The organism is Mucilaginibacter inviolabilis, from assembly GCF_011089895.1.
In the GTDB taxonomy this organism is placed as follows: Bacteria; Bacteroidota; Bacteroidia; order Sphingobacteriales; family Sphingobacteriaceae; genus Mucilaginibacter; species Mucilaginibacter inviolabilis.
Map to the genome: position 1 here is coordinate 41,024 of NZ_JAANAT010000003.1, position 21,652 is coordinate 62,675.

The 21,652-nt window shown below is 42.4% G+C and carries 24 protein-coding genes; 13 read left to right on the forward strand and 11 right to left on the reverse strand.

Features of this window, described 5'->3' with window-relative positions:
* Window positions 1–30: 30 nt before the first annotated feature.
* From G7092_RS20170 to G7092_RS20195, 6 genes are all read right to left on the reverse strand, one after another.
* Entirely contained in the window at window positions 31–1,401 is a 1,371-nt protein-coding gene (locus G7092_RS20170) for a DNA recombination protein RmuC (protein WP_166091779.1), read from the reverse strand.
* Window positions 1,402–1,478: 77 nt separating this feature from the next.
* Complete coding sequence (locus tag G7092_RS20175) at window positions 1,479–2,033, reverse strand: DUF4269 domain-containing protein (protein ID WP_166091781.1); 555 nt, start codon at window positions 2,031–2,033, stop codon at window positions 1,479–1,481.
* 12 nt (window positions 2,034–2,045) lie between these two features.
* On the reverse strand, window positions 2,046–3,197 hold the full coding sequence (locus G7092_RS20180; protein ID WP_166091783.1) for an EbsA family protein: 1,152 nt from the start codon (window positions 3,195–3,197) through the stop codon (window positions 2,046–2,048).
* Between the two features lie 46 nt (window positions 3,198–3,243).
* The gene (locus G7092_RS20185; RefSeq protein WP_166091786.1) at window positions 3,244–3,726 is read right to left on the reverse strand and encodes a gliding motility lipoprotein GldH; all 483 of its coding nucleotides are present in this window, start codon (window positions 3,724–3,726) and stop codon (window positions 3,244–3,246) included.
* Window positions 3,726–5,144 carry a PSP1 domain-containing protein gene (locus G7092_RS20190; RefSeq protein WP_166091788.1) on the reverse strand — a complete coding sequence of 473 codons (1,419 nt, stop codon included), beginning with the start codon at window positions 5,142–5,144 and terminating at the stop codon, window positions 3,726–3,728. The genes G7092_RS20185 and G7092_RS20190 overlap by 1 nt, the downstream gene beginning before the upstream one ends.
* Before the next feature lie 2 nt (window positions 5,145–5,146).
* Window positions 5,147–6,292, reverse strand: a complete 1,146-nt coding sequence (locus tag G7092_RS20195; protein WP_166091791.1) for a DNA polymerase III subunit — start codon at window positions 6,290–6,292, stop codon at window positions 5,147–5,149.
* Window positions 6,293–6,481: 189 nt separating this feature from the next.
* Here G7092_RS20195 and ruvX point away from each other — a divergent pair, with 189 nt between their 5' ends.
* The 7 genes from ruvX (at window position 6,482) to G7092_RS20230 (ending at window position 11,953) form a co-directional block, all read left to right on the forward strand.
* Complete coding sequence (ruvX, locus tag G7092_RS20200; protein ID WP_166091794.1) at window positions 6,482–6,892, forward strand: Holliday junction resolvase RuvX; 411 nt, start codon at window positions 6,482–6,484, stop codon at window positions 6,890–6,892.
* A gap of 228 nt (window positions 6,893–7,120) precedes the next feature.
* On the forward strand, window positions 7,121–7,759 hold the full coding sequence (locus G7092_RS20205) for an O-methyltransferase (RefSeq protein ID WP_166091796.1): 639 nt from the start codon (window positions 7,121–7,123) through the stop codon (window positions 7,757–7,759).
* Window positions 7,760–7,762: 3 nt separating this feature from the next.
* Window positions 7,763–8,308, forward strand: coding sequence for a glucosaminidase domain-containing protein (locus tag G7092_RS20210; protein WP_166091799.1), 546 nt, complete (start codon window positions 7,763–7,765; stop codon window positions 8,306–8,308).
* Between the two features lie 60 nt (window positions 8,309–8,368).
* Complete coding sequence (locus G7092_RS20215; protein WP_166091803.1) at window positions 8,369–9,202, forward strand: glucosaminidase domain-containing protein; 834 nt, start codon at window positions 8,369–8,371, stop codon at window positions 9,200–9,202.
* A gap of 134 nt (window positions 9,203–9,336) precedes the next feature.
* Window positions 9,337–10,134: a hypothetical protein gene (locus G7092_RS20220; protein ID WP_166091805.1), complete on the forward strand. Its 798-nt coding sequence runs from the start codon at window positions 9,337–9,339 to the stop codon at window positions 10,132–10,134.
* A gap of 99 nt (window positions 10,135–10,233) precedes the next feature.
* Window positions 10,234–10,590 carry a hypothetical protein gene (locus G7092_RS20225; RefSeq protein ID WP_166091807.1) on the forward strand — a complete coding sequence of 119 codons (357 nt, stop codon included), beginning with the start codon at window positions 10,234–10,236 and terminating at the stop codon, window positions 10,588–10,590.
* Window positions 10,591–11,032: 442 nt separating this feature from the next.
* On the forward strand, window positions 11,033–11,953 hold the full coding sequence (locus G7092_RS20230; RefSeq protein WP_166091809.1) for an NPP1 family protein: 921 nt from the start codon (window positions 11,033–11,035) through the stop codon (window positions 11,951–11,953).
* An 80-nt stretch (window positions 11,954–12,033) separates the two neighbouring features.
* Here G7092_RS20230 and G7092_RS20235 read toward each other — a convergent pair whose 3' ends face one another.
* Complete coding sequence (locus tag G7092_RS20235; RefSeq protein WP_166091811.1) at window positions 12,034–12,669, reverse strand: response regulator transcription factor; 636 nt, start codon at window positions 12,667–12,669, stop codon at window positions 12,034–12,036.
* Window positions 12,656–14,620, reverse strand: coding sequence for a sensor histidine kinase (locus G7092_RS20240; protein WP_166091813.1), 1,965 nt, complete (start codon window positions 14,618–14,620; stop codon window positions 12,656–12,658). Before G7092_RS20240 ends, G7092_RS20235 begins: the two co-directional genes overlap by 14 nt.
* Before the next feature lie 382 nt (window positions 14,621–15,002).
* On the opposite strand from G7092_RS20240, the gene G7092_RS20245 reads away from it, so the two are divergent.
* Window positions 15,003–15,494, forward strand: a complete 492-nt coding sequence (locus G7092_RS20245; protein ID WP_166091815.1) for a hypothetical protein — start codon at window positions 15,003–15,005, stop codon at window positions 15,492–15,494.
* A 256-nt stretch (window positions 15,495–15,750) separates the two neighbouring features.
* Here the strand turns inward: G7092_RS20245 and G7092_RS20250 are convergent, their stop codons facing one another.
* Entirely contained in the window at window positions 15,751–16,209 is a 459-nt protein-coding gene (locus G7092_RS20250) for a hypothetical protein (RefSeq protein WP_166091817.1), read from the reverse strand.
* Between the two features lie 90 nt (window positions 16,210–16,299).
* Between G7092_RS20250 and G7092_RS20255 the strand changes: the two genes are divergently transcribed.
* Complete coding sequence (locus G7092_RS20255) at window positions 16,300–16,872, forward strand: Crp/Fnr family transcriptional regulator (RefSeq protein WP_166091819.1); 573 nt, start codon at window positions 16,300–16,302, stop codon at window positions 16,870–16,872.
* Window positions 16,873–16,893: 21 nt separating this feature from the next.
* Here G7092_RS20255 and G7092_RS20260 read toward each other — a convergent pair whose 3' ends face one another.
* Window positions 16,894–17,112: a response regulator transcription factor gene (locus G7092_RS20260; protein WP_166091821.1), complete on the reverse strand. Its 219-nt coding sequence runs from the start codon at window positions 17,110–17,112 to the stop codon at window positions 16,894–16,896.
* 201 nt (window positions 17,113–17,313) lie between these two features.
* On the opposite strand from G7092_RS20260, the gene G7092_RS20265 reads away from it, so the two are divergent.
* From G7092_RS20265 to G7092_RS20275, 3 genes are all read left to right on the forward strand, one after another.
* On the forward strand, window positions 17,314–17,874 hold the full coding sequence (locus G7092_RS20265) for a TetR/AcrR family transcriptional regulator (RefSeq protein ID WP_166091823.1): 561 nt from the start codon (window positions 17,314–17,316) through the stop codon (window positions 17,872–17,874).
* 23 nt (window positions 17,875–17,897) lie between these two features.
* Entirely contained in the window at window positions 17,898–18,632 is a 735-nt protein-coding gene (locus G7092_RS20270) for an SDR family NAD(P)-dependent oxidoreductase (protein ID WP_166091825.1), read from the forward strand.
* A 200-nt stretch (window positions 18,633–18,832) separates the two neighbouring features.
* Complete coding sequence (locus G7092_RS20275; protein WP_166091827.1) at window positions 18,833–19,855, forward strand: DUF3078 domain-containing protein; 1,023 nt, start codon at window positions 18,833–18,835, stop codon at window positions 19,853–19,855.
* A 12-nt stretch (window positions 19,856–19,867) separates the two neighbouring features.
* On the opposite strand, the gene G7092_RS20280 is transcribed toward G7092_RS20275, so the two are convergent.
* The gene (locus G7092_RS20280) at window positions 19,868–20,821 is read right to left on the reverse strand and encodes a helix-turn-helix transcriptional regulator (RefSeq protein ID WP_166091829.1); all 954 of its coding nucleotides are present in this window, start codon (window positions 20,819–20,821) and stop codon (window positions 19,868–19,870) included.
* Window positions 20,822–20,981: 160 nt separating this feature from the next.
* Here G7092_RS20280 and G7092_RS20285 point away from each other — a divergent pair, with 160 nt between their 5' ends.
* Window positions 20,982–21,641 carry a CatA-like O-acetyltransferase gene (locus G7092_RS20285; protein ID WP_166091831.1) on the forward strand — a complete coding sequence of 220 codons (660 nt, stop codon included), beginning with the start codon at window positions 20,982–20,984 and terminating at the stop codon, window positions 21,639–21,641.
* Window positions 21,642–21,652 lie beyond the last annotated feature (11 nt).

Below are 21,652 nucleotides of genomic sequence, written 5' to 3' on the forward strand. Positions count from 1 at the left end.
TCAGGATGACAAGTAGGATAAAGAATTTACCTACTCCTCTCCTATAAATTTCTGATCGATTTGCTTATCCGCTTTAGCACCAAGCTTTTTAATCTTTTCGGCAGTAGTAGTTAAATTTCCGCGGCCTTCCGATAGCTTGTTCAGTGCGGTATTATAAGCGCTTTGGGTTTGATTGATGTTACGGCCAATACTGTCCATATCGCCCAGGAACCCTACAAATTTATCATACATATCTCCGCTCAAACGGGCAATTTCCAGCACATTTCGGTTTTGGCGTTCCTGTTTCCACATGCTGGCGATAGTTCGCAGCGTAGCCAGCAAAGTTGAAGGGCTCACGATCACCACCTTTTTATCCCAGGCATAGTTAAACAGCTCTCCATCCAATTGCACAGCTATGCTAAAAGATGACTCGATGGGCACAAAAAGCAGTACAAAGTCGGGCGAGTTAATCTTGTACAGATCATGATATTTTTTGGAGGATAAGCCACCAATATGCCCCCGTATAGATTCGATATGGGCTTTGGCAAAAAGCTTCCGGTCTTCCTCCGTATCGGCATTCACCAGGCGCTCATAAGCGATCAGGGATACTTTGGAGTCGATCACCAGATGTTTATCATCGGGCAGGTCAATGATCACATCGGGTTGATAACGGGTGCCATCTGTGGCTTGCATGGCGGCTTGTACGCGGTACTCTTGATCCCGCACCAGACCCGATCTTTCCAGCACCCGCTCCAGGATCACTTCGCCCCAGTTTCCTTGTTTTTTATTGTCGCCTTTAAGGGCTTTAGTGAGGTTTTGCGCTTCGTCGCTGATTTGCTTATTGAGATCCATCAACTGAGTGATTACTCCTTTCAGCGTATTGCGCTCAGCAGCTTCCATATTGTAAACTTTTTCTACCTTATCCTCAAAAGCTTTCAGGTTTTCCTTCAGTGGGTTTAGGATTATATCCAGATTATTGCGGTTTACATCGATAAACTCTTTCGATTTTTCTTTCAATAGTTTCTCGGCAACATTTTCAAACTCTCGCTGAAACTGTGTGCGGATCTGCTCTACCTCTATTTTTTGCTCCTGTAGTTTTTCCTGCTGCGATTGATAGTAAGCTTTGGTGTTTTCTAACTCCTTGCTAACCTGTGCCAGTTGAGTACGCTCAAATAATAATTCGTCCAGTAACCGGGTTTTCTCATCCTTTAGTAACTGGATGATATTTTCCTTTTCAGATGATATGATGCTGCCTTTTTCTTCGGCTTTGGCCAGGTTAATTTTAAGCACATCGTGCTCGTTCCGGAGCCGGTTTAATTCCTCGGCTGATATCAATTCCAGCGCTTTTGGTTTTTTTAAAAACAAAAACACCGATAGCACCAGGATCACTAAAGAAACAATTAATAATATATCGCCACTCATTTTGATAAAAATATTAGTAAAATTATGATAATATTTTTAGTATTTCAAAAATTAAATATGCCTGTTTTAGATGGGTTTTATTTTTTGTCGGTAAGCGAACTGATCAAAGCAGGGTTTAGTAATTCCAGATAAGGGTCGCCATTTAATCCGAGTAACCTGGCAAAAGCAGGCTCGGTTTTATAACCTTGTTTTTTGAGTTCAATTACTTGTTGCCTGAATGGTTCGCCATAATGCTCCAGCAGCAGATGCTCAACTACCATGTGCTTGTAGGCATTTTGCTGCCGGGTAGGGATGTCCTGGCCAAAAACCTCTACCGGCCAACCATCGACAGAAAAATTAACCATGATAGTTTCCTGTTGATCAATAATGGTATCCGTAAGTTTAAAACCCTCCAAAGCAGAAAAATTTAAAGCTACGATGTTTTTAAAATCCGCTTTATTAGTAAAGCAGCAGATGATATCCAGATCACTGTTTTCTATATCGATATTGATGGGAACGGTACCGGCAAGTATAGGGTCAAATGCTTGAAGAATACCAAACAGGTTGTATTTCAACAGTAGGTTATAGGCAGCCTGTTGTTGTATCTTGCCGGTGCTTAAATAGTCTAAATTATGGAATTGGTCTGCATGCATGTATAAAACCAGCTATTTTGAAACGGTATACCAGGGAATATTCAGCAGCCCTTTTTTTAAATAAACATTAACTGTTGATCCGACCGTATCCTGATAATATTCGGTTTCCGAGACATCAACATTTGCTGTGTTTGATTGGGGTCCCCAGGGACTTATTAGAATGTGGAAGTGTCTGCCTTTACCGTGTGTAATGTTATGATCTAATATGGTAGCTTGAAAAACCTTTTCGGGTGAATGGTCAAAATCACAATTGCTTAATATAACAAAGCTGAAACCATACAGGCATCCGATTATTAAACTGACAAAAATTAAGGAAGATCCGATGGAGGTAGCACTATTGTTTGGGTCGGAAAACTGTATAAATATACCTAGTGCCAGAGCGGCTATGATACAAGGAAGCCAAAGGTGATTAAGTTCAAGAATAGAGTAATCTGCCGCTGATTTAATAAACATGGGAATAATAGCGCCGAATGTGCCCATCCAAAGGGTGTAATATGGGGTATGTGGTTTAGCAAAAAGTTTGATTAAGCCTTTACTGGTAAAAATGATAACCACGGCTATAAACGGATAAACAAGAAGCACGGCATCAAAAAGAGGACTTTTTTTAAAAACAAAAAGAAGTATTATAAAGACAGCTCCAATCACATTGTAAATGATTGCTGTTTTCCGGGCTTTATTAATAGTATTTTTTTTGTCCGCGTCTGTAATTCCTAGTCGGGTATCATTCTGAATGCTGTGCAGATCGGCTTGATAGTCTATCTCATTAAGATCCGTAAAGTTTTCTCGAAGCCATTTAGCCAGATCTCCCGAACCGCTAAAATCTATATAATTGTTGATTGTGATTTTGGAATAAGATGGGGTATTAGGTATAATATTAATTACTTTTTGACCAACCCTGCAGCCTTTAATATCAGCTATCGGCAGCTCGCGGGTTCTGAATATATTGGCGTGTATAATGCGATCATCATACACCACAATTTTTCTTTTAAGGGTAGCTATTACAATGAATATTGATAATCCGGCTAAAAATATACCAAAAACAGAAAATCCAGGACTCCTTGAAAGAAGAGCTATCCATAGGAACAAACCCAATACCAATGTTACCAGGGCCACAATAAAGTAAGAGATTTTGGATCCCGTAGATATCGGAAATTCGCGGTTCATACAATGATAATTAAGGAAGAACAAGATAGTAAAATAAGCGGAATACTTATTTCGCTTTCTCTACCCTCAAACCCACATCGCTAACCTCATGCAAGGGGTTGTCGCGCATGTTTTGCTCTATCTCAAAGTGATAATTGCCTTTGGCCGGGAATTTAATATTGGTTTTAAAAGGCACCTGGTAACTGTACAAATTGCCCGATCCTTTGCCAAACCACTCACCATCTTTGCCGGCCAGTTTTACTTCGTAACGGGTAACACTTGTTTTTTTATCCGGCGAGGTTTGATAAATAAGTACAAACAGATTGGAGTATTTGTAATTATCCGTAACCCGCAAATTCAGGTACAAGTTATAAGCTGCGGATTCATCGTCAATTTTGCAATCAAACCTTACCCGGTTTACATAGCTCCAGTTATGATCGGTAATGGGCGTATTATTATCCATTATCCAATTGGAATTGGTGCAGCTACCCAACAGCATAATCAACAAAACACCTGTTACTGTACAAATGGTTTTTAATACCCGTTTCATTATGATTTACTATCCGGAGGTGGGTTGTTATTGTTTTTATTCGGGCGGTTTGGCCTGCGCCTGTTATTTCGGTTACGATTTTCCTGTGCCGGTTTATCGCCCTGTGCTTGCGGTTGGCGGTTTGCCTGTTGTTGCTGTGGCGGTCTGTTGGCTTGCGGGGCTTTAGGTGCATCCGGCTTTTGTTGCGGAGCTGGTTTATCTGCCGCCGGCGCAGCCCCCTGCTGGCGTGGTTGATTACCGCCACGGTTTTCTGGCGCAGGGTTGCCAGGTTTACGATCTTTATTACGGTTGCGGTTGTTGTTATTCTTCTTTTTGTTATTGTTGCGGCGTTCGTCCAAACGGGTTAAGCTATCCTGGCCAACCACATTTTCATAATCAAGCACTTTGGCCGGTTGGGTTTCTACTTCTACCAATTCGCCCAGATCTGCAGGGATAATACCCTCTTTATTTTGCTGCTGAATTTCTTTGACCTTACTGATAGGCAAAGGCACCCATGATTCTTCACGGGGATAGCTAAACCACATGATCTTTTTAAAGATATCCGTTTTTTGCAGACGAGCATCGCCTTTTTCGGTACGCAGTACGTTCACATTATCGGGGATATATTTCAGGGCATCCATATAGGTGTCCAGCTCATAATTAAGGCAGCATTTCAGCTTACCGCACTGGCCGGCCAGCTTTAAGGTATTGAGCGAAAGATTCTGGTAACGTGCGGCCGAAGTAGATACGGTTTTAAAATCGGTAAGCCAGGTAGAACAGCATAACTCGCGGCCACAGGAACCAATACCGCCTAAACGACTAGCTTCCTGACGCATGCCTATCTGCCGCATTTCGATACGGATACGGAATGTTTCGGCCATTTTTTTGATCAGTTCCCTGAAATCAACGCGGCCTTCGGCCGTATAATAAAATGTGGCTTTAGTTTTATCGCCCTGGTAATCCACATCGCTTAGCTTCATGCTCAGGTTAAGGTCAAGGGCCAGTTTGCGCGATTTGTGCATGGTTTCCCATTCCATATCTTTGGCAGCTTTCCACTTATCGACATCGGAAACGGTAGCTTTGCGGTATATTTTTTTAACCACATCAGCTTCCTTTACATGGCGCTTTACCATTTGCATGCGCACCAGTTCGCCGGTTAACGATACGTGGCCGATATCATAACCACCGGTAGTTGCTTCTACAGCTACCAGTTCGCCGGCTTCCAGGTAAATATTGTCGGTATTAACAAAAAACTCTTTTCTTGAGCCTTTAAACTTTACTTCAATAACCGGAAACGGCCTATAATTTGTTGGCATGTCCATGTGGGCAAGCCAATCGTAAACATCTAATTTGCTGCAACCATTAGTAAGGCATGAACCATTACTTTTGCAGCCCGCAGGCGAACATCCGCCACCTGTTGAACAGCTTCCACAACCCATAATTAATTTGATATATGTTGACTCCCCTGAGGGATGGTTTTTAAATTTAGTATTTTAATAATCTGTAAAGATACATCTAAAAATAAAATTTTAGGGTTTGCATTTCTCTCTACATGATAATGCGCTTTTTCAAGCTCATCGCTTATATATTGGCTCTTTTCGATACTCAGTACATTGGTCATCTTTTGCGCGGTTTCCAGCTCTTTTGCCGGCAGGTGCACCAGGTTACCGGCGCCGGCCATCAGCAGGCAGCATTCGCGTATAAAGCTGATGCCATAGCGTAAAAAGTTTTTCTGGTTTTCGCGACCCATTTTGGCAAATTGGTCAACAAAGCTTAAAACCTCCAGGCCCTTGTTGCTAAAACACAGGCGCAGCCATTGTACAAAAAGGTTATGATAGCCTTTATTGTCCTGCTGCAGCATAGTCAAAGCCTCGGTTAAGTTGCCATTGCTCAAATAAGCAATTTCGGCGGCGGCATCCTCGGTCTGGTTATGTTCGGTAAGCAGGTATTGTTTTATTTCATCATACGTTAGGCACGGTATCTTGACCAATTGCGTACGCGATAGAATAGTATTCAGTATCTGATCCTGATTTTGCGCAACGAGGATAAACAGTGTGTTGGGCTGTGGTTCTTCAATAATTTTCAGCAGGGCGTTGCCCTCCTTGTCCAGGTATTCGGGCAGCCAAAGTATCAGGATCTTATAAACCGATTCAAAAGGTTTGAAACTTAATTTTTTAATGATCTGGTGACACTCGGCAATGTTGATGTTGGCCTGCTTGTTTTCGGCATCCAGATATCCGCGCCAGGTATCCAGGCTCAGGTATGGATTAGCTATGAAAGCTTCGCGCCATTGTTCAATAAAAGTAAGTGCTGTATCATCCTTATGTTTAGCGAAAAACGGATACGAAAAATGCAGATCGGGGTGCATCAGTTTTTGATACTTGCGGCAGGAGGCGCATTCACCGCAGGAATCATCGGCCTGTTTATTTTCGCACGATAAAAACTGGGCGTAAGCGACGGCTAATGCCAGGCTTCCTGAGCCTTCCGGACCCAAAAATAACTGCGCATGGCTTACCCGGTTCTCGTTGACCGTGTTTACCAATCTTTGCTTTACAGCTTCTTGTCCAACTATATCTTTAAACTGCATTTGGTGCAAAATAAGAATTAGATGTGAGATATGAGATATGAGATGTGAGATTGCCTGGCTTTTTTGTAATTAATAACCTGTTAATAAGTAATTTAATTGATTGTTGCCGCAGCAATACTTTGAAAGGAATATCCCATACCTTTGCACAATGAAAATCTCACATCTCATATCTCATATCTATTATCTACTATGAGAGTAATGGCTTTTGATTATGGTACCAAACGCATAGGCATAGCGGTAACCGATCCTTTGCAGATCATCGCTACCGGGCTGGATACCATACATCCGCAGTATATCGTTGATTACCTGAAAACCTACCTGCAAACCGAACAAGTGGAGCGTTTTATCGTAGGCGAACCAAAGCAGATGGATAATACACCCTCTCAATCGGCTGTACATGTAAAAGGTTTTGTAACTATCTTAAAAAAGAATTTTCCCGAAATCCCTATAGAAATGCTCGACGAACGTTTTACTTCCAAAATGGCATCAGCCACTATTGCCCAAAGCGGCATGAACAAAAAGCACCGGCAAAATAAGGAACTGGTAGATACCATATCGGCCGTGATACTGCTGCAGAGCTGGATGAGTAAGTTATATTAACCACTTGTCATGCTGAACGGAGTGAAGCATCTATTCGCCAATATGCAAAGTCCATGAATAGATCCTTCGTTCCTCAGGATGACAATATTATAACAAATGGGTAGGATGTCTGTCTGATCCTGTCGAATACTCGCGCGGAAAGGCCCAACCCACCATGCTTCAACGGGTTCAACACGACAGCTTTTTGCTCTTTTTACCCATTAAAAACAAAATACTTATCTTTGCGCCATGGATATTCTACCACATGGCCTACAGGCATACTTAGATGACCATTGCGATCCCGAGCCCGATGCATTGCAAAAGCTCAACCGGGAAACGCATTTAAAAGTGCTCCGTCCGCATATGTTATCGGGTCATTATCAGGGTCGTTTGCTCAGTTTTTTGAGCAAAATGGTACAGCCCAAACTGATCCTGGAGATAGGCACTTTTACAGGTTACTCCGCCATTTGTCTGGCCGAAGGCCTGGTGGAAGGCGGCATCCTCCATACCATTGAAGTGAACCGCGAAATGGAGGAAATCATCAATTCACACTTTAAATCAACAAATGTTGAAAACAAAATAAAGCTGCATTTTGGCCAGGCAGGGGCCATTATTGCTGATTTAGAGGAAGATAATTTCGACCTTGTGTTTATTGATGCTGATAAAAAGAATAATTATACTTACTTTCAAATGACTTTTGACAAGGTCAGGTCCGGAGGATTAATAATAATTGATAATGTTTTGTGGAAAGGAAAGGTGTACGGCGACGAAAAAGATACCGATACCGAAAACATCCGCAAACTAAATGACCAGATAGCTGTTGACCCCAGGGTAGAAAAACTAATCCTGCCGGTACGTGATGGGCTGCTGGTTATCAGAAAAAAATAAATTATGAAGAAAATCTTACTGATTACATCATTGTTGATCTCAACATTAGCTGCTTCAGCACAGAAAAATACCCCAACTTCTTATATAGAAAAGTTTAAAGACGATGCCATACGCATCATGCACGAAACCGGGATACCAGCAAGCATCGTTTTAGGCGTGGCCATGCATGAATCGGCCAGCGGCAACAGCGCCCTTGCACAGCACTTAAACAACCAGTTTGGCGTAAAAGGCGGCGGCGGTGCGGTTTTTTATAAAAACCATAAAAAAGTACGCACATCTTACAAAAAATACGATTCGGTGATGGATTCTTTCCAGGATTTTGCCCGCATCATGACCGAGCGTAAGCAATTCAGCCACCTGGCCGATGCACTTACACATTATGATTACCTGGGTTGGGCCAAAGGTATTCAGCGCAGCGGTTATGCCGGTAGCCGTAAATGGGCTTCGCAGGTATTAGGTATCATTCGTAAGTATGATCTGCATGATCTTGACGAAAAACCGGAAGATTCTTTAAAGCAGGTTAAGCCCCAATTAGCAGAAACAAATTAATAAATACATTTATAAGTAGTAATTTGGCATATTTAAACCCATGTACTAAGGTTTAACCGTATGCAAAAACAAATCTATCTCCTACTCATAGTGGCTGTTTGCCTTGCTTCCTGCTCGGCCAAAAAGAAAACCATCTCCAACAGACAGGTTAAGCAGAATAACAATACCATCAAAAAACAAAATCAGGATGCTATTGCCAATTATCAGTCATATACCTCCCTCTCCTATATCGAACGGTTTAAAGGCATAGCCATACAGGAAATGAATCAGTATGGTATCCCGGCAAGTATTACCCTGGCCCAGGGTTTATTTGAATCGGGTAGCGGCAACAGCGACCTGGCTAAAGTAGCCAACAATCACTTTGGTATTAAATGTACCAGTGAATGGAGAGGAAAAAGCTATTATAAGGATGATGACAGCCACAATGAGTGTTTTAGGGTGTATGATAATCCCGACGACTCCTACCGCGATCATTCCGCTTTTCTGAAACGTAAGAATTATGCCCGCCTGTTTGAGTTGGATAAAAACGACTATGAAGGCTGGGCCCGCGGACTAAAACAGTGCGGTTATGCCACAAATCCCAAATACCCCGAGTTGCTGATCAATATTATTGTACGCTATCATCTTGATCAATACGATCGCCCGGAAGGGGAAATTGCCAAGATCAAACGGGAAGACCGTGTGCTGACGCAGATCAACAATAATATTGGTAAAGCCGATACCGATACCATTGCTAAAACCAAACCCGACGATAAAATATATACCGTTAAGCAGGGAGATACACTATACAACATATCCAAACGTTTTGGAATAACAGTTGATGAGTTAAAAGGGCTAAACAATATTGTTGATGACCACATTGCCATTGGCCAAAAGCTGGTGGTAGTAAAGTAGCTGCGAGTATCAAGTAGTTAGTATCAAGTATCACGACTTTTGAAAATGAGATTTGCAGACTGCAAGAAGAAATCATGATACTTGATACTAACTACTTGATACCATCAAAAAGCTGTTAATTGTTGTTAAATAATATGACCAGATACGGCCGAACGCTTACTTTTGAGGCTGCGATGAAAATAGGGCTGCTATTGTTTTTATGTGCGTTATCTGCAACGGTTTTTGCACAACAAAAAACCGTTGATGGTATTGTATTTGATAAAGACAGTAAAGGGCGTATTGCTAAAGTAAATGTGCTGAACGCTACAACAGGCAAATCTGTTTATAATACCTTTAAGGGCGAGTTTAATATTGAGGCCAAACCCGGCGACGTACTTATTTTTACCAAGCCCGATCATTATGCCGATACCCTGCAATTACAAAACAACGCTTCACTGGCTGTTTATATGAAACGCTCGGCTATACAGCTTAAGGAGGTTTTTGTGCGCGATACCATGCTCAATCCGCAAAAACTACTGGAAGCAACCAAAAGAGACTATACTAAAATTTACGGTTCATTGGATAATCACGACCTGCTTTCGGTTGCGCCGGGAATGGGCGCAGGCATTGGTATTGATGCCCTGTGGAACTCTTTAAGCCGTAGCGGCCGCAATGCCGAAAAGCTGCGGGGCATTATTGAACGGGATTACAAACAAAATGTAATCGACTTTAGATTCAACCGGACCTATGTGGGCAATATCACCCATTTAAAAGATCAGCAATTGACTGATTTTATGCAGCGTTACCGTCCCGGTTATTACCTGGTGACCACCGCCAGCGATTATGAGTTCATCGCCTCTATCAAATCAAATCTGAGACGGTTTTTACGCTCACCCCGGGCGCTTGTTTTACCTCAACTGGTTACACCCAGCCCGGTAGACCTTGCCAATTGATTACAGTGACGAGCCGAAATTAGTGATGTATTCAGCATATAGCTAAATGTAATGCCGATCGTTAGAACTCTTTTTTAATTTAGAAGAAACCTTTAAGCCATGAAATATCCATTAAAGTTTGCTGTTGTACTAACTCTGATGTTGCTTTATAGTTGTAAGCTCAAACCTAACCCGGGATGGATCAAAGACAAAAATGGCTGCCTAGGTATTCGAAATCAAAAGCTTGCAAAGACAATGATTGATCAATCTGATTTGATGGGGAGTTCTGAAACTGATTTTATGAAAGTATTTGGGCCGCCAGATACAACAACCGAAGACAACGATATACGAATGCTTATTTATTATTGGGGCAATATGTGTGAACAGAACAAGCCTGCTACGGGAGCTGATAAATGTTATGCCCGATTCTATTTTAAAAAAGATAGACTATCCTCAACAAACTTTATTTGCGAATAATTTAAAACAAAGCCTCACTCCCTCGTCGCCTTATTCCATTCAAAGACACAAAATCCTGTAATAGGGTATTTTTTATGCCAAACAGATCAATATCGCCATAGTTATTTGAGAAAATTTATCTTATTGAGAAAAGCAAGGAGTTAGATCTGTAAAGCAATGCGGCAATATTTTTCTTTTAACATTAAATAATAACATAATATTATCCATTAATTAACAAGGATAATCCATTTTTGGGCGAAATATATTTATATATATTGGAATGATATTTAACTAATAATAAACAAATCCAATAACCTAGCCCAATGAGTAACCTTATCACCAGGTATTTACGTGTTGTTTTTATTTCGGTTCCCGGCCGGTTGGTTTTTTCAAAATTGATATTTTCAATAACCCTGCTAAAAAGCATCAATTAATCAACTAAATAAATAAAAACTATCTAACCATGAAATCAAAATCACTATTGCCGGTGTTGCTGGCCACAATCATTATGCTGTTTTCCCAGTGTAAAAAGCAGGAAGACATTATGGCCAGCTCTGATGCCGGCAAAACTGCAAAACAAAAAGTTAACACCGTAATGTGCGCCGATTGTGCCGAAAGTACAGCCAAGATTACCGGTTCTGTAGCCCAAACATTGGCTGCTACCTATGCTCCAACTTTAAAGTTTGACCGCGCCACACCAGATTATCCAACCAGTGTTGAAAATGTGTGGGCAAGCACAGATCCGGCCAGTATGGTATGTAACGGAACGCTGGTACTCACCAACCGCGATGCTCCACGCAGTACCAATTTTTCTACTTATTACGAAGTGCAGCAAAATCCTAATGATATAAACAAGGTTTTTATTGATTACTGGTGGACGTATAAAACCCAGTCGACCTGCTTTGAAAATCTGGGCGGTCATGATTATGATTGGGAACACATCGTTATACAGGTAAACACGCAAACCAACCGCATCATTACGGTTACCTATTTTCAGCATGCCGGCTGGTACACCCGCGACTGGCGCAGCGTAACACCGGGTACCCGAGTGCAGGTATACGTTGCCAAAACCAGCCACGGCAGTTTCCATTTTGGTAATTCTATTTCTTTCCCGGGTTATGCCTGCTCTTACTATGGTGATTACCGCAACCCTAATGGTACGGCGAACGATGTGCCAACCGGTGGCAACCTGGTTGAAATGAGCTGTAATATTACTCAACTAAGCTTTAACGGTTTCTGGGGTACAGGCGTAGGCAAAGGGCCTCTGTATCGCAATTTGGCTTACTGGTCGTACTCCACCTGTAATGGGCACGATGGTATTACCGGTACCGATGGCTGCAGCCAAAGCAGTTTCCCGGATGGAACAATTTTGGGCGGTATTTAAGCGGCTTTAATGCTATAAAAAAAGCCCCGGTTATTTTTTAACCGGGGCTTTTTATTTCCAGAGGATAGCGTCTCATTTTCTCACAACAGCTTTTGCTGCACAGCCGCCATCAATAGCTCTGCGGTGTTTTTTACCTCAAACTTTTGCAGCAGATTTTTACGGTGTGTATCAACGGTAAGTGGACTCAGGAACAGTTCGGTGGCAATGGCCGCGGTAGTTTTACCCTGGGCCAATAGCTGTAAAATTTGTTTTTCCCTTTTAGTGATGGAGGCTACTTCGTTAAGCCCGTTTTTTGACGGCCGCGCCATGATCTCTTTGGCCTCCCTGCTAAAGGTAATGAGGCCATGCAGCGCTTCCTGTATACAGGTCAGCAATTCATCGGGCGAAACATTTTTTAGTAAATAACCGCTGGCCCCGCTTTGCAGCATTTGCAGCATAATGCTCCGTTCGGTTTGATTACTGAGTCCCAGTACAATGGTTTTTGGCGAAATTTTCTTGATCTCTTTACACAATTCAATACCATTGGCATCGGGCAAACTAATATCCAGGAATACCAGGTTTACTTCATTCTGGCTTAAAAAGGAAATAAACTCACGACCGCTTGTGAAGCTCACTGCGGTATAAATAGCCATTTCGGACTTTAATAATGATTTTAAACCCTCAATCACCATCGGATGATCGTCGACAATGGCGAGTATGATCTTATCCTGCTGCATTCAATTCAATGTTAATGATGGTCCCTTCGTTGATCACCGATTCTATATCCATTTTTCCTTTCATATAATCTACCCGATTTTTAATATTGCTAAACCCTATTCCCTCTGCCTTTAAACCGGCCGCAGTATCAAATCCAATACCGTTGTCTTCTATGGTTATTAAAAAGATCTCATCGTTCTGGCTGCATTGTAATACAATTTTGCTGGCCTTGGCATGCCTCACGGCGTTTGATAAAAGCTCCTGTACAATACGATAAATATTAGCCTGGATAACCGCCGGCATATCTTTCCGGATATCATAAGCCTGAAATTTGATAGGTGTCTGGTCGCTCATCAATGATTCGCACAGGTCACGCAGCGCGGTTTCCAGGCCCAGACGCAGCAAGCTTTCGGGCATCATGTTACGGGCAATGCGCCGAAGCTCTGTTACCGAATGGTCCAATTGCTGTATCACCCCGTCAAGCTCCTGGTGCCCGCCGGCTTTAGCTTGCCCCGAAAGTTTTATTTTGATGCCCGAAAGCATACCCCCCAGCCCATCATGCAGATCGCGTGCTACCCGCTGCCGTTCCTGTTCTTCGCCGGTAAGCATGGCTTGTGTAAACTGGAGTTTTTGCTGCTGCTCAATGTCTTTAAGCTGTTGCTGATAGTTCAGCTCTTTTTGATGCGCCAGCTTTTTGCTGTTGCGATAATAAAAAACGAGGGAAGCCAGGATAACCAGTAACAGAATACTGGCAATACCCAACAGCCAGTTGGTAAATACCGCTTTTTGCCGGCCTGCTTCCAGTTCGGTAATTTTTTTCTGTTTTTCGGAGGTCTGGTATTTTATTTCCAGGGAGTTTATTTTGGTTTCCAGGGTACTGTGAGAAATGCTATCACTCAGGGCGCTGTATCGCTTCATCCAGTCATAAGCGCCGGCTTTGTCCTTTAATTCTTCATCGGTTAAAGCCAGGCAGTAAAACAACTGCGACCGATTGGCTGCCATGTTCATGAATGGCTTGCGATGGCTAAGATCAAGTGCCACATCCTTAGCCTGCTGAAAGGACTTTTTATTATAAAGGGCATAAAATTTCTGCATCAGCAGCCGTTGTTCCGGGTATTCCTGCTTTAGCTTTTGCGCCAGTTCAATACCTTTGTTAATAACACTAAGCGATTGATCAAACTGACTTGTTATCGTAAGGCGCATACCCTCAGCTGCGTAGTAATCGAGCCAGGCATCCGCATCGGGGTATGGTGTGAGTAAAACCCGCATACTATCCAGCATGGCTGCTGCCTGTTTGGCCTTGCCCAACAAAGAGTAATTTTCAGATAGAGTATGGTAGGCCGATGCCAGGTATTGAGGAGCTTCGGGCGCATTTTTTAATGTGGAAATGGCCTTAAACAAATAAACTTCGGCCTTTTTAAAGTTGCCCAGGTTTTTAAAAGCGAAAGATAAATCCAGGTAAAGCTTACCGGTATAGCCGCGGTCGCCGGCCTGTTGGGTTAATGGAAGCGCTTTATTCAGCAGGATATCCACATAGGCTTCCAGATTATCATTTTTAAAATGCAGTAAGCGGGCATAATCGTGCCAGCCCTTGGCCCTTATCAAAAAAGCATCACGGGAATTATACTTTTCAAGTTCCTTCTCGGCTTCTAAAAAAGTTTTTATTGCCGAATCCGGACGTGAGCCTGGTAATACGTCTGCATGAAAAACCATAGAAACAGCATTAAGATATTTATTATCTCCGCTGTACTTAACCCCCTGTTGTAAATATTGGCGAGCTTTTACGGTGTCTTCAGACAGGATAAAATAATCTGTTAAGAGAAAACAGCTCCTGGCTTTTACGCTATCGGATGCCGGTTTCTTTAAAGATAGCTGGATACTATCGGCATAATGCTTTCCATTAAGCGGTAGCTGTGCCTTGCTGCCCAGGGCAATAGCCATAAAAATAATAAAGCTGTAATATATTTTCATATGGTTTAAGCTGAGAACGATGGTAGATGCCAGCCGTTACCGGCCTAAGTTAATGCTCATGCTTCTTTTATTCAAAAATTGCCTTAAGACATTTCCTTTTATGCAAAGTTGAATTATTTACAAAGTATTAAAAATACCTAACTATAGGTATAAAAAAATACCAAATATACCCGATTGTTTGGTTTTGCCTGCCACCCTACTTTTGAAACGCCTACTCCCTAACATGGCACCTGCCAACAAAAAAGTGAAAACGCATTGGAGGAATGAAGTAAAAACAAGAATAAGTACTACCATCAGAAACAACAGGCATACCCATTTCGAATGATACGGAAGGGGAAGAATTTACAAGCAATCAACCACAATCAATTAAAAAATAGCTCTTATGAAAAAAGCACTTTTATGGATAAACCTTGTCGTTTTGGGTTTACTGATCTTTAGCGGATGTTCCAGCAAAAAAAGCGATCGGCCCCCAACTCCGAGCACAAAAGGACATACCGTTAAATTCACGGTGACAGTTATTGGAAGCGTGGCTGCACCTAATGCGGGATTAATAAATCTTGGATTTGGTGGTGGAGACGCTACTAATCCTCAAAATTCAACCATCCGGAAATTAAATACCGTTGTGCAAAACAATGAAAGCAATTTAGTTTTTAATGCCACAACTTTTCCACAAGGCAAAACAACAACTATTACTATTGAGTCTGTTGTCCCCATATTTGAACCCGTGGCCGGCCTAACGTTTGGAAATGTATCGGGCTTTACACCTTATACCATTAGTTTTAAAGCCGAAATAGATGGACAGGTAAAAACGGATGATGAAAACATTAGCATTACAGCTGCCAACGAATACATTCATACCTATTCTTATCAATAATATTGAGTAATCAAAGCTGTTTACCGGGTTTGTTAGCCAATACCATGTTTGGATAATTTTCGATATACAGCAAGCAATAAAGAAATAGCCTATCCTTATCAATAACAACATCTATATCTTAAAACCCCGGACGCGAGGCCCGGGGTTTTTTTAATGAGATACAGTTTTCTTTCCAATGGAAACCGGACGGAAGAGGCATTAAAATTATTGTTTGATCAATTGGATATCAAAATGCAATTTGATTTCTTGGACTTTTTTACCATAACCAGGAAACCAGCAACGTAATCAGGGCCGTGGAAGAGAAAATCCCTCTGATCAAAATTAACTTTACCCAGGAGAGCTGCAAGCCTCGCCAGTCAGCAACATTAGCGGCAGGATATTGGTTGAATTGGTTATTAATAGGGATGCTTCCCTTTAAGGCGATGAGTACATCCATTACAATGCATAGGGTTGCTACCAGTGTGCAAAGGAAAACCAGGCCGCTCATTTGCTGTCGCGATAAAATCAATACCGTTACACCTAAAGCCAGGGCTATGTAATAAAGCACCTTTAATCTGCCGGCTATAAAACTGTCCAGCGCCTTCCGGTAATCGGCAAATACGGGTACGGTGAGATGCTTCATGGCTTCGGCGCAGCCTATGAAATAAAATATACCCTGGGAGGCAATAATGATGACCACCAATAATTGAAGAAATCTGATTTTTTCTGTGTACATGTTTTTATGTTTAATAATGGCACAAAAGTCTTTATCTTCAATACATTAAACCTTGATTGAAATCAAGAATTTCGGCTAATGACCTTGATTATGGAACATGCACGCTTACGGGAGCTGATTGCACGGATGACGGAAATGAACGATGAGGCCTGGGAAGCATCCATCGATCGTTTTAAAATTAAACGCCTCAAAAAAAGGCAGTACTTTGTAAAGCAGGGCGACGTTTGCCGGCAGGTAGGCTTTATTGTGTCTGGCTATACCCGCCTTTTTTATAACCTTAAGGACGCGGAGGTAACCAAAGATTTTAATACGGAATATATGTTTTGCGGATCATATGCCAGTTTTATAAGCAAGGCCCCCGCCCATTTTAATGTTATTGCCATGGAACCGCTAACGTTGCTGGTGATTGGCCGGGAAGATTTGCTTGATTTAACGGAGCGTTTCCCACCCTGGCAAAAATTTTTACGCATTGCGATGGAACAACTTTTTATAAGCAAGGAAGACAGGGAAGCGCTTTTCCTGACCTGTACTCCCGATGAACGCTATGCAGATCTGGTTCAGCATCATCAGGACTGGGTGAACCGGATTCCATTAAAATACCTGGCATCTTACCTTGGCATGACGCCGGAAACCTTAAGCCGGATCAGGGCTAAAAAAATATAAACCAAGCCAGCTGTAAAGCACTCAACTGGCATTAAGCCACATTGCGCGTGTTACCAGCCTTATTAATTCTACAGAGTTTTTAGCCTCCATTTTTTCGAGCAGGTGGCGCCTGTGTGTTTCAACGGTGTTGATACTGATAAATAATTCTTGTGCAATACGTTTGGTAGAAAAACCCTCTCCTATCAGCGTGAGCACTTCCATTTCTCTTTTTGTAAATTTTTTAACTTTCTCTATATACATAACGACCGTTTATTTAATGGCATAAAATTCCAGAAGTTTACTATCGCAAACCTTGATTGAAATCAAGAATTTTATGCAGGAAAGAGCCTCCCGTATGCTAAATCGCTGAACCAATGCTTCGTTGTGCCATCCTGTTGTAATAAATCACAAACAAAAATGAACAGACTTGTATGTTCATTTTTAAAAACCCAACTTTGTCCTATGATGAAAAAGGAAAGCGTCGACGAACGTATCATGCAAACCGCTGCCCGGTTGTTTTACACACAGGGCTATAACCTTACCGGTATTAACCAGTTGATAGACGAAGCAGGTATTGCCAAGCCATCTTTATATAATAACTATCGTTCTAAAAGTGATGTATTGCTGGCTTACCTGGACAGGCAGGCATTAACTTTATTCGACGCGTTAGAAGATCACCTCAATAAAATAAAAGGAGCCCGGAATAAGATAATCGGGATTTTTGAATATTCAATAGCGCGAAACCACACCTGTAACTTTGGAGGCTGCCCATTTTTAAAGATCAACGCGGAGGTAGCTTCATCAGAAAAAGAAGTTTTAGATCGTGTGCAGGCAATTAAAAGCCGCTTCCGCAATCTGATTTTTCAATTGGTAACCCAACTGGAAGATAAAAAAGGATTTTCTGAAAAGGCCCTGGCTGATATGCTTTATTTTATGCTGGAAGGATCAAGAGCAAGCGCATCGATTACTAAACAAATTGCCGATATGGAAAGTGCGCTGGCAACAATTCAAAAAATTATTTAAAGTACAAAACGAATCAAACGCTCATGAAAAATAAACAAGTAGCGCTCATCACCGGCGTAGGTAAACAAACAGGGATAGGTTTTGAAACGGCGAGGCAACTTGCTGCAATGGGCTACCAGGCAATTATAACCGCCCGGAAACAGGAAACCAGCGAACAGCTTGCAGATATATTAATTAAAGAACAGCTGGATATTGTACCGATGGCATTAGATGTTACGGACGAAAAGATGGTACAGGCAGTTGCAGCGGAAGTAAACAACAGGTTCGGGAAGCTTGATGTCCTGATCAACAACGCCACCTTGTTCCCAGATCAGTACAATACGGAAACAGTAGATTTAGACGATATAAGAAAGGTATTTGAAAGTAATTTTATTGGTGCGTGGGGCACCGTTAAACATTTTACCCCTTTGCTCCGGAAAAGCGAACATCCCAGGATTGTCAACATTTCTTCGGGTTCCGGAGCTTTTGGTGGGGAAGGATACAGCCTCGTTAATCCCTGGAGAGACGTCATATCAGCCTACAGCATCTCCAAAGCAGCCTTGAATGCCTTTACACTAAAAGCGGCAGCAGATTTGAAGAAAGATAACATTTTGGTGAATGCTGTTACCCCGGGACTTACCGCAACCCACGATATTTTAGCCGATTTTGGGGGACGATCGGTAAGCGACGGAGCGAAAAGTATTGTTTTTGTTGCTACGCTGCCCAAAGGAGGCCCAACAGGTAAATTTTTTAAAGACGGCGAGATCATCAGCTGGTAGGGTTAAACCGATCCGCGTTATACTTGACCACATCTTCTTCTCCCCTTTCTCTTCACGCGTCATTGCGAGGTATCTTGCAATGACGCGTTTTTAATAATTTCCCTTCGCCACCTCTCCAAATCTTCACTTTTTTAAAACCATCCCCTCAAATTTTTATTAATCTGTTATAAAAGGAGATTTTTTGCTTTAATTTGTTTACTATGTTTAAAACCCGACTTGTACTGCCATTCCTGGCATTAATAGCCCTGGGCATCAACGCCAAAGCACAACAAACCGACTCCCTGAAGCGCGACACTGTTAAAATTGATACCGCGCAAATCAATAAACTCCGGATAGATTCCCGTAAAAATGCCATCCCAACCCGGGTAAGGCCGGTGCAATTGCAAAGGGAGCAAGTGCCATTTACCATGCTGGATTATAAGGTGAACTATTGGAAAAAATCCATCACTTTTGGATTGAATTTTAACCAGTCGTCATTTACCAGTAACTACGCGGCGGGTGGTGTAAACGCAGTTGCGTTGGGATCAAACTTTATTTACCATACCGAGTATAATAAAGCGCCGTTTAGCTATGTATCCGAACTGAATTTGCAGTACGGTGTATCCAAAAACAAGGGCCAGGGCAAACGCAAAACCAACGACCGTATTTACTTTGATAACAAGGTGGCCTCCCAACTATCCAAACACTGGTACATATTTGGATCCTTAACCTTTGAGTCGCAATTTGATAAAGGTTATAATTATGTCGACAATGGAAACGGCACCTTTACCTCGCAGTACATCTCCAATTTCATGTCGCCAGGTTATTTGACCGAAGCGCTGGGTTTTGAGTATAAGCCAACCGGTTATTTTGATCTGCGTTTGGGTACAGGTACCGCCAGGCAAACCTTTGTTTTGGACCGCTCAATTCACAAAGAACAACAGGATAATTATGGTGTAGATACCAACAAAACCGTAAAAAACGATCTGGCATTTCAAATGGTGGCCTTATTTGATAAGGATATCATGAAAAACGTTCACCTCAATACCCGATATGCTTTATTTATACCCTACGGGCAGGATCTTAAATTCATTACGCACCGTGTAGATATGGTTTTATCGGCCCGCGTTAACCGGTTAATTAATGTCAGTCTTAACGGTACGCTGCTTTATGATAAACATACTTCGAAAGATGCCCAGGCTACGGAGGGCCTGGCACTGGGGATGTTGTATAAATTCCCGTAAGTTGAATAAAACTTATTTTTGAGTCCCCGGCGAATAGCCGTGATATTGTTTAAAAGCTCTTATAAAAGAAGCATCAGAGAGGTAGCCCGTAATGGAAGCTGCCTCTCCTACTGTTATACCCCCGCTGCGCATCAGCGTTAAGGCATGGTTCATACGCAGGCTTTGCACATAGCCAAAAACTGTAGTGCCAAATAGTCTTTTAAAACCTGCCTTCAGTTTAAATTCATTCAACAGAAAATCGCGCGAGAGGCTCCTGAGGCTCATATTATCCAGGTAATGGATGTTCAAATGGTCTTTAACGCCATGTAGCTTTTCCTCGTCAACCGGGTTGATGGTAGACGCTGCCCGGTTTTCATACTGGCCCGAAAGAGTAAGCAGGGTAAGCTCGGTAATTTTGGTTTTGATGTAAGCGTTGCGCAACGAGTCGGCCACGGGTGGTTCGGTAAGCAAACTCAGTCCGGAGCTTTGCAGGTAGCTTATCTTTTTATTATCAGGAAACAAGGCGAATGGCCTTGCGCCACGGCTTTGCTGTAACAGGCCATCATAAGCCTCGCCGCAGCTTAGTAATATCTCATTAAAAAAAGCGGGTTTTAAACCAACGCAAACATACTCATACCGTTTTTGCTTCGGAAAAACAAAGGAACTAACCGGGTTAACACAATTAAGCAGGTTAAACTGGCCCCGGTTCATGGTCGAGGTGGCATCAAAACCCGAAATGAGCGCGTCTGAAGAGCCATGTAGCTGAAAGTGGATACTCACATGTGTGGCATCCTGCATATTGTTGATGCGCAGGCCATCTTCAAAACGGGCCCCAAACCGCAAAATACTAAAATCATCGGCTTTAAGGCCCTGGGCATAGCAGTCAAAACGGTTGGGTACACTGCCGGTAGCGTAGGTAGTTTCAAAGGATGTGCTGAACTCCCTTTTCATCAATCTGGCAAACTCAACTCCTTCTAACTGGTACATATAATCCGTTTATGCTAATTAAAAATCCGTTTGGGCATATCGTAAATGGCTCAAAACCGGCAATTTGCGCCCATGAAACCATCATGAGCTACCGCTCAAAAAAACTAAAATGAATATAGCTCATGATAGCCTCATTTCCATTAAAAAACAAATAACTCTAATGAAAAATATCTGCAAATATAAGGTGAATACGGCGGGCTGGAAACGCGGGGTTCATTATAATTTCTTCAAAAGCTTTGAGCAGCCCTTTTTTGGCGTCAGTACCGATATGGATGCTACGGATGCTTACGACTATTGTAAACAATACGGACAGGCATTTTTTCTGTTTTACCTGCATCGCTCGCTGCTGGCAGCCAACCAGGTGCCCGAGCTGCGGCAACGGATAGAGGATGGCGACGTTTATGAATACGACACCATATCTGCCTCGGTTACGGTATTACGGCCCGATGATACTTTTGGCTTTGCCTATATGGATCATTATGAGGAGTTTGAGCAATTTGCCCCGCCGGCCCGCGCAGCCGTTGACTATGAAAAAACGACCGACAGGCTGCAGCTGCGCAAGGGTTTTAACAGCCTTATCCATTATTCCATACTGAAGGATATCCGCTTTACCAGTATGCAGCACGCGCAACCTTTAACGGGCGACGATAGTGTGCCCAAAATCGTATTCGGCCAGTTTTACCGGCGCGACGGTCGCGTTTGGCTGCCCATAGCCATCCACGCACATCATGCCCTTTGCGATGGGCGGCATATGGGCCGTTTTGTGCATTACTTTCAGGAACAGATGAACCGCATACCTGCCGGTAATATGAATGCATAGTAGTATTTTAG

What these genes read in the sequence shown, in the direction of transcription:
- G7092_RS20235 (WP_166091811.1), bottom strand. Translation starts at nt 12,669, where the DNA reads ATGCAGCAGGATAAGATCATACTCGCCATTGTCGACGATCATCCGATG.
- G7092_RS20240 (WP_166091813.1), bottom strand. Translation starts at nt 14,620, where the DNA reads ATGAAAATATATTACAGCTTTATTATTTTTATGGCTATTGCCCTGGGC.
- G7092_RS20215 (WP_166091803.1), top strand. Translation starts at nt 8,369, where the DNA reads ATGCAAAAACAAATCTATCTCCTACTCATAGTGGCTGTTTGCCTTGCT.
- G7092_RS20175 (WP_166091781.1), bottom strand. Translation starts at nt 2,033, where the DNA reads ATGCATGCAGACCAATTCCATAATTTAGACTATTTAAGCACCGGCAAG.
- G7092_RS20255 (WP_166091819.1), top strand. Translation starts at nt 16,300, where the DNA reads ATGGAACATGCACGCTTACGGGAGCTGATTGCACGGATGACGGAAATG.
- G7092_RS20220 (WP_166091805.1), top strand. Translation starts at nt 9,337, where the DNA reads ATGACCAGATACGGCCGAACGCTTACTTTTGAGGCTGCGATGAAAATA.
- G7092_RS20170 (WP_166091779.1), bottom strand. Translation starts at nt 1,401, where the DNA reads ATGAGTGGCGATATATTATTAATTGTTTCTTTAGTGATCCTGGTGCTA.
- G7092_RS20190 (WP_166091788.1), bottom strand. Translation starts at nt 5,144, where the DNA reads ATGGGTTGTGGAAGCTGTTCAACAGGTGGCGGATGTTCGCCTGCGGGC.
- G7092_RS20185 (WP_166091786.1), bottom strand. Translation starts at nt 3,726, where the DNA reads ATGAAACGGGTATTAAAAACCATTTGTACAGTAACAGGTGTTTTGTTG.
- G7092_RS20250 (WP_166091817.1), bottom strand. Translation starts at nt 16,209, where the DNA reads ATGTACACAGAAAAAATCAGATTTCTTCAATTATTGGTGGTCATCATT.
- G7092_RS20260 (WP_166091821.1), bottom strand. Translation starts at nt 17,112, where the DNA reads ATGTATATAGAGAAAGTTAAAAAATTTACAAAAAGAGAAATGGAAGTG.
- ruvX (WP_166091794.1), top strand. Translation starts at nt 6,482, where the DNA reads ATGAGAGTAATGGCTTTTGATTATGGTACCAAACGCATAGGCATAGCG.
- G7092_RS20265 (WP_166091823.1), top strand. Translation starts at nt 17,314, where the DNA reads ATGATGAAAAAGGAAAGCGTCGACGAACGTATCATGCAAACCGCTGCC.
- G7092_RS20210 (WP_166091799.1), top strand. Translation starts at nt 7,763, where the DNA reads ATGAAGAAAATCTTACTGATTACATCATTGTTGATCTCAACATTAGCT.
- G7092_RS20245 (WP_166091815.1), top strand. Translation starts at nt 15,003, where the DNA reads ATGAAAAAAGCACTTTTATGGATAAACCTTGTCGTTTTGGGTTTACTG.
- G7092_RS20230 (WP_166091809.1), top strand. Translation starts at nt 11,033, where the DNA reads ATGAAATCAAAATCACTATTGCCGGTGTTGCTGGCCACAATCATTATG.
- G7092_RS20225 (WP_166091807.1), top strand. Translation starts at nt 10,234, where the DNA reads ATGAAATATCCATTAAAGTTTGCTGTTGTACTAACTCTGATGTTGCTT.
- G7092_RS20275 (WP_166091827.1), top strand. Translation starts at nt 18,833, where the DNA reads ATGTTTAAAACCCGACTTGTACTGCCATTCCTGGCATTAATAGCCCTG.
- G7092_RS20280 (WP_166091829.1), bottom strand. Translation starts at nt 20,821, where the DNA reads ATGTACCAGTTAGAAGGAGTTGAGTTTGCCAGATTGATGAAAAGGGAG.
- G7092_RS20205 (WP_166091796.1), top strand. Translation starts at nt 7,121, where the DNA reads ATGGATATTCTACCACATGGCCTACAGGCATACTTAGATGACCATTGC.
- G7092_RS20180 (WP_166091783.1), bottom strand. Translation starts at nt 3,197, where the DNA reads ATGAACCGCGAATTTCCGATATCTACGGGATCCAAAATCTCTTACTTT.
- G7092_RS20285 (WP_166091831.1), top strand. Translation starts at nt 20,982, where the DNA reads ATGAAAAATATCTGCAAATATAAGGTGAATACGGCGGGCTGGAAACGC.
- G7092_RS20270 (WP_166091825.1), top strand. Translation starts at nt 17,898, where the DNA reads ATGAAAAATAAACAAGTAGCGCTCATCACCGGCGTAGGTAAACAAACA.
- G7092_RS20195 (WP_166091791.1), bottom strand. Translation starts at nt 6,292, where the DNA reads ATGCAGTTTAAAGATATAGTTGGACAAGAAGCTGTAAAGCAAAGATTG.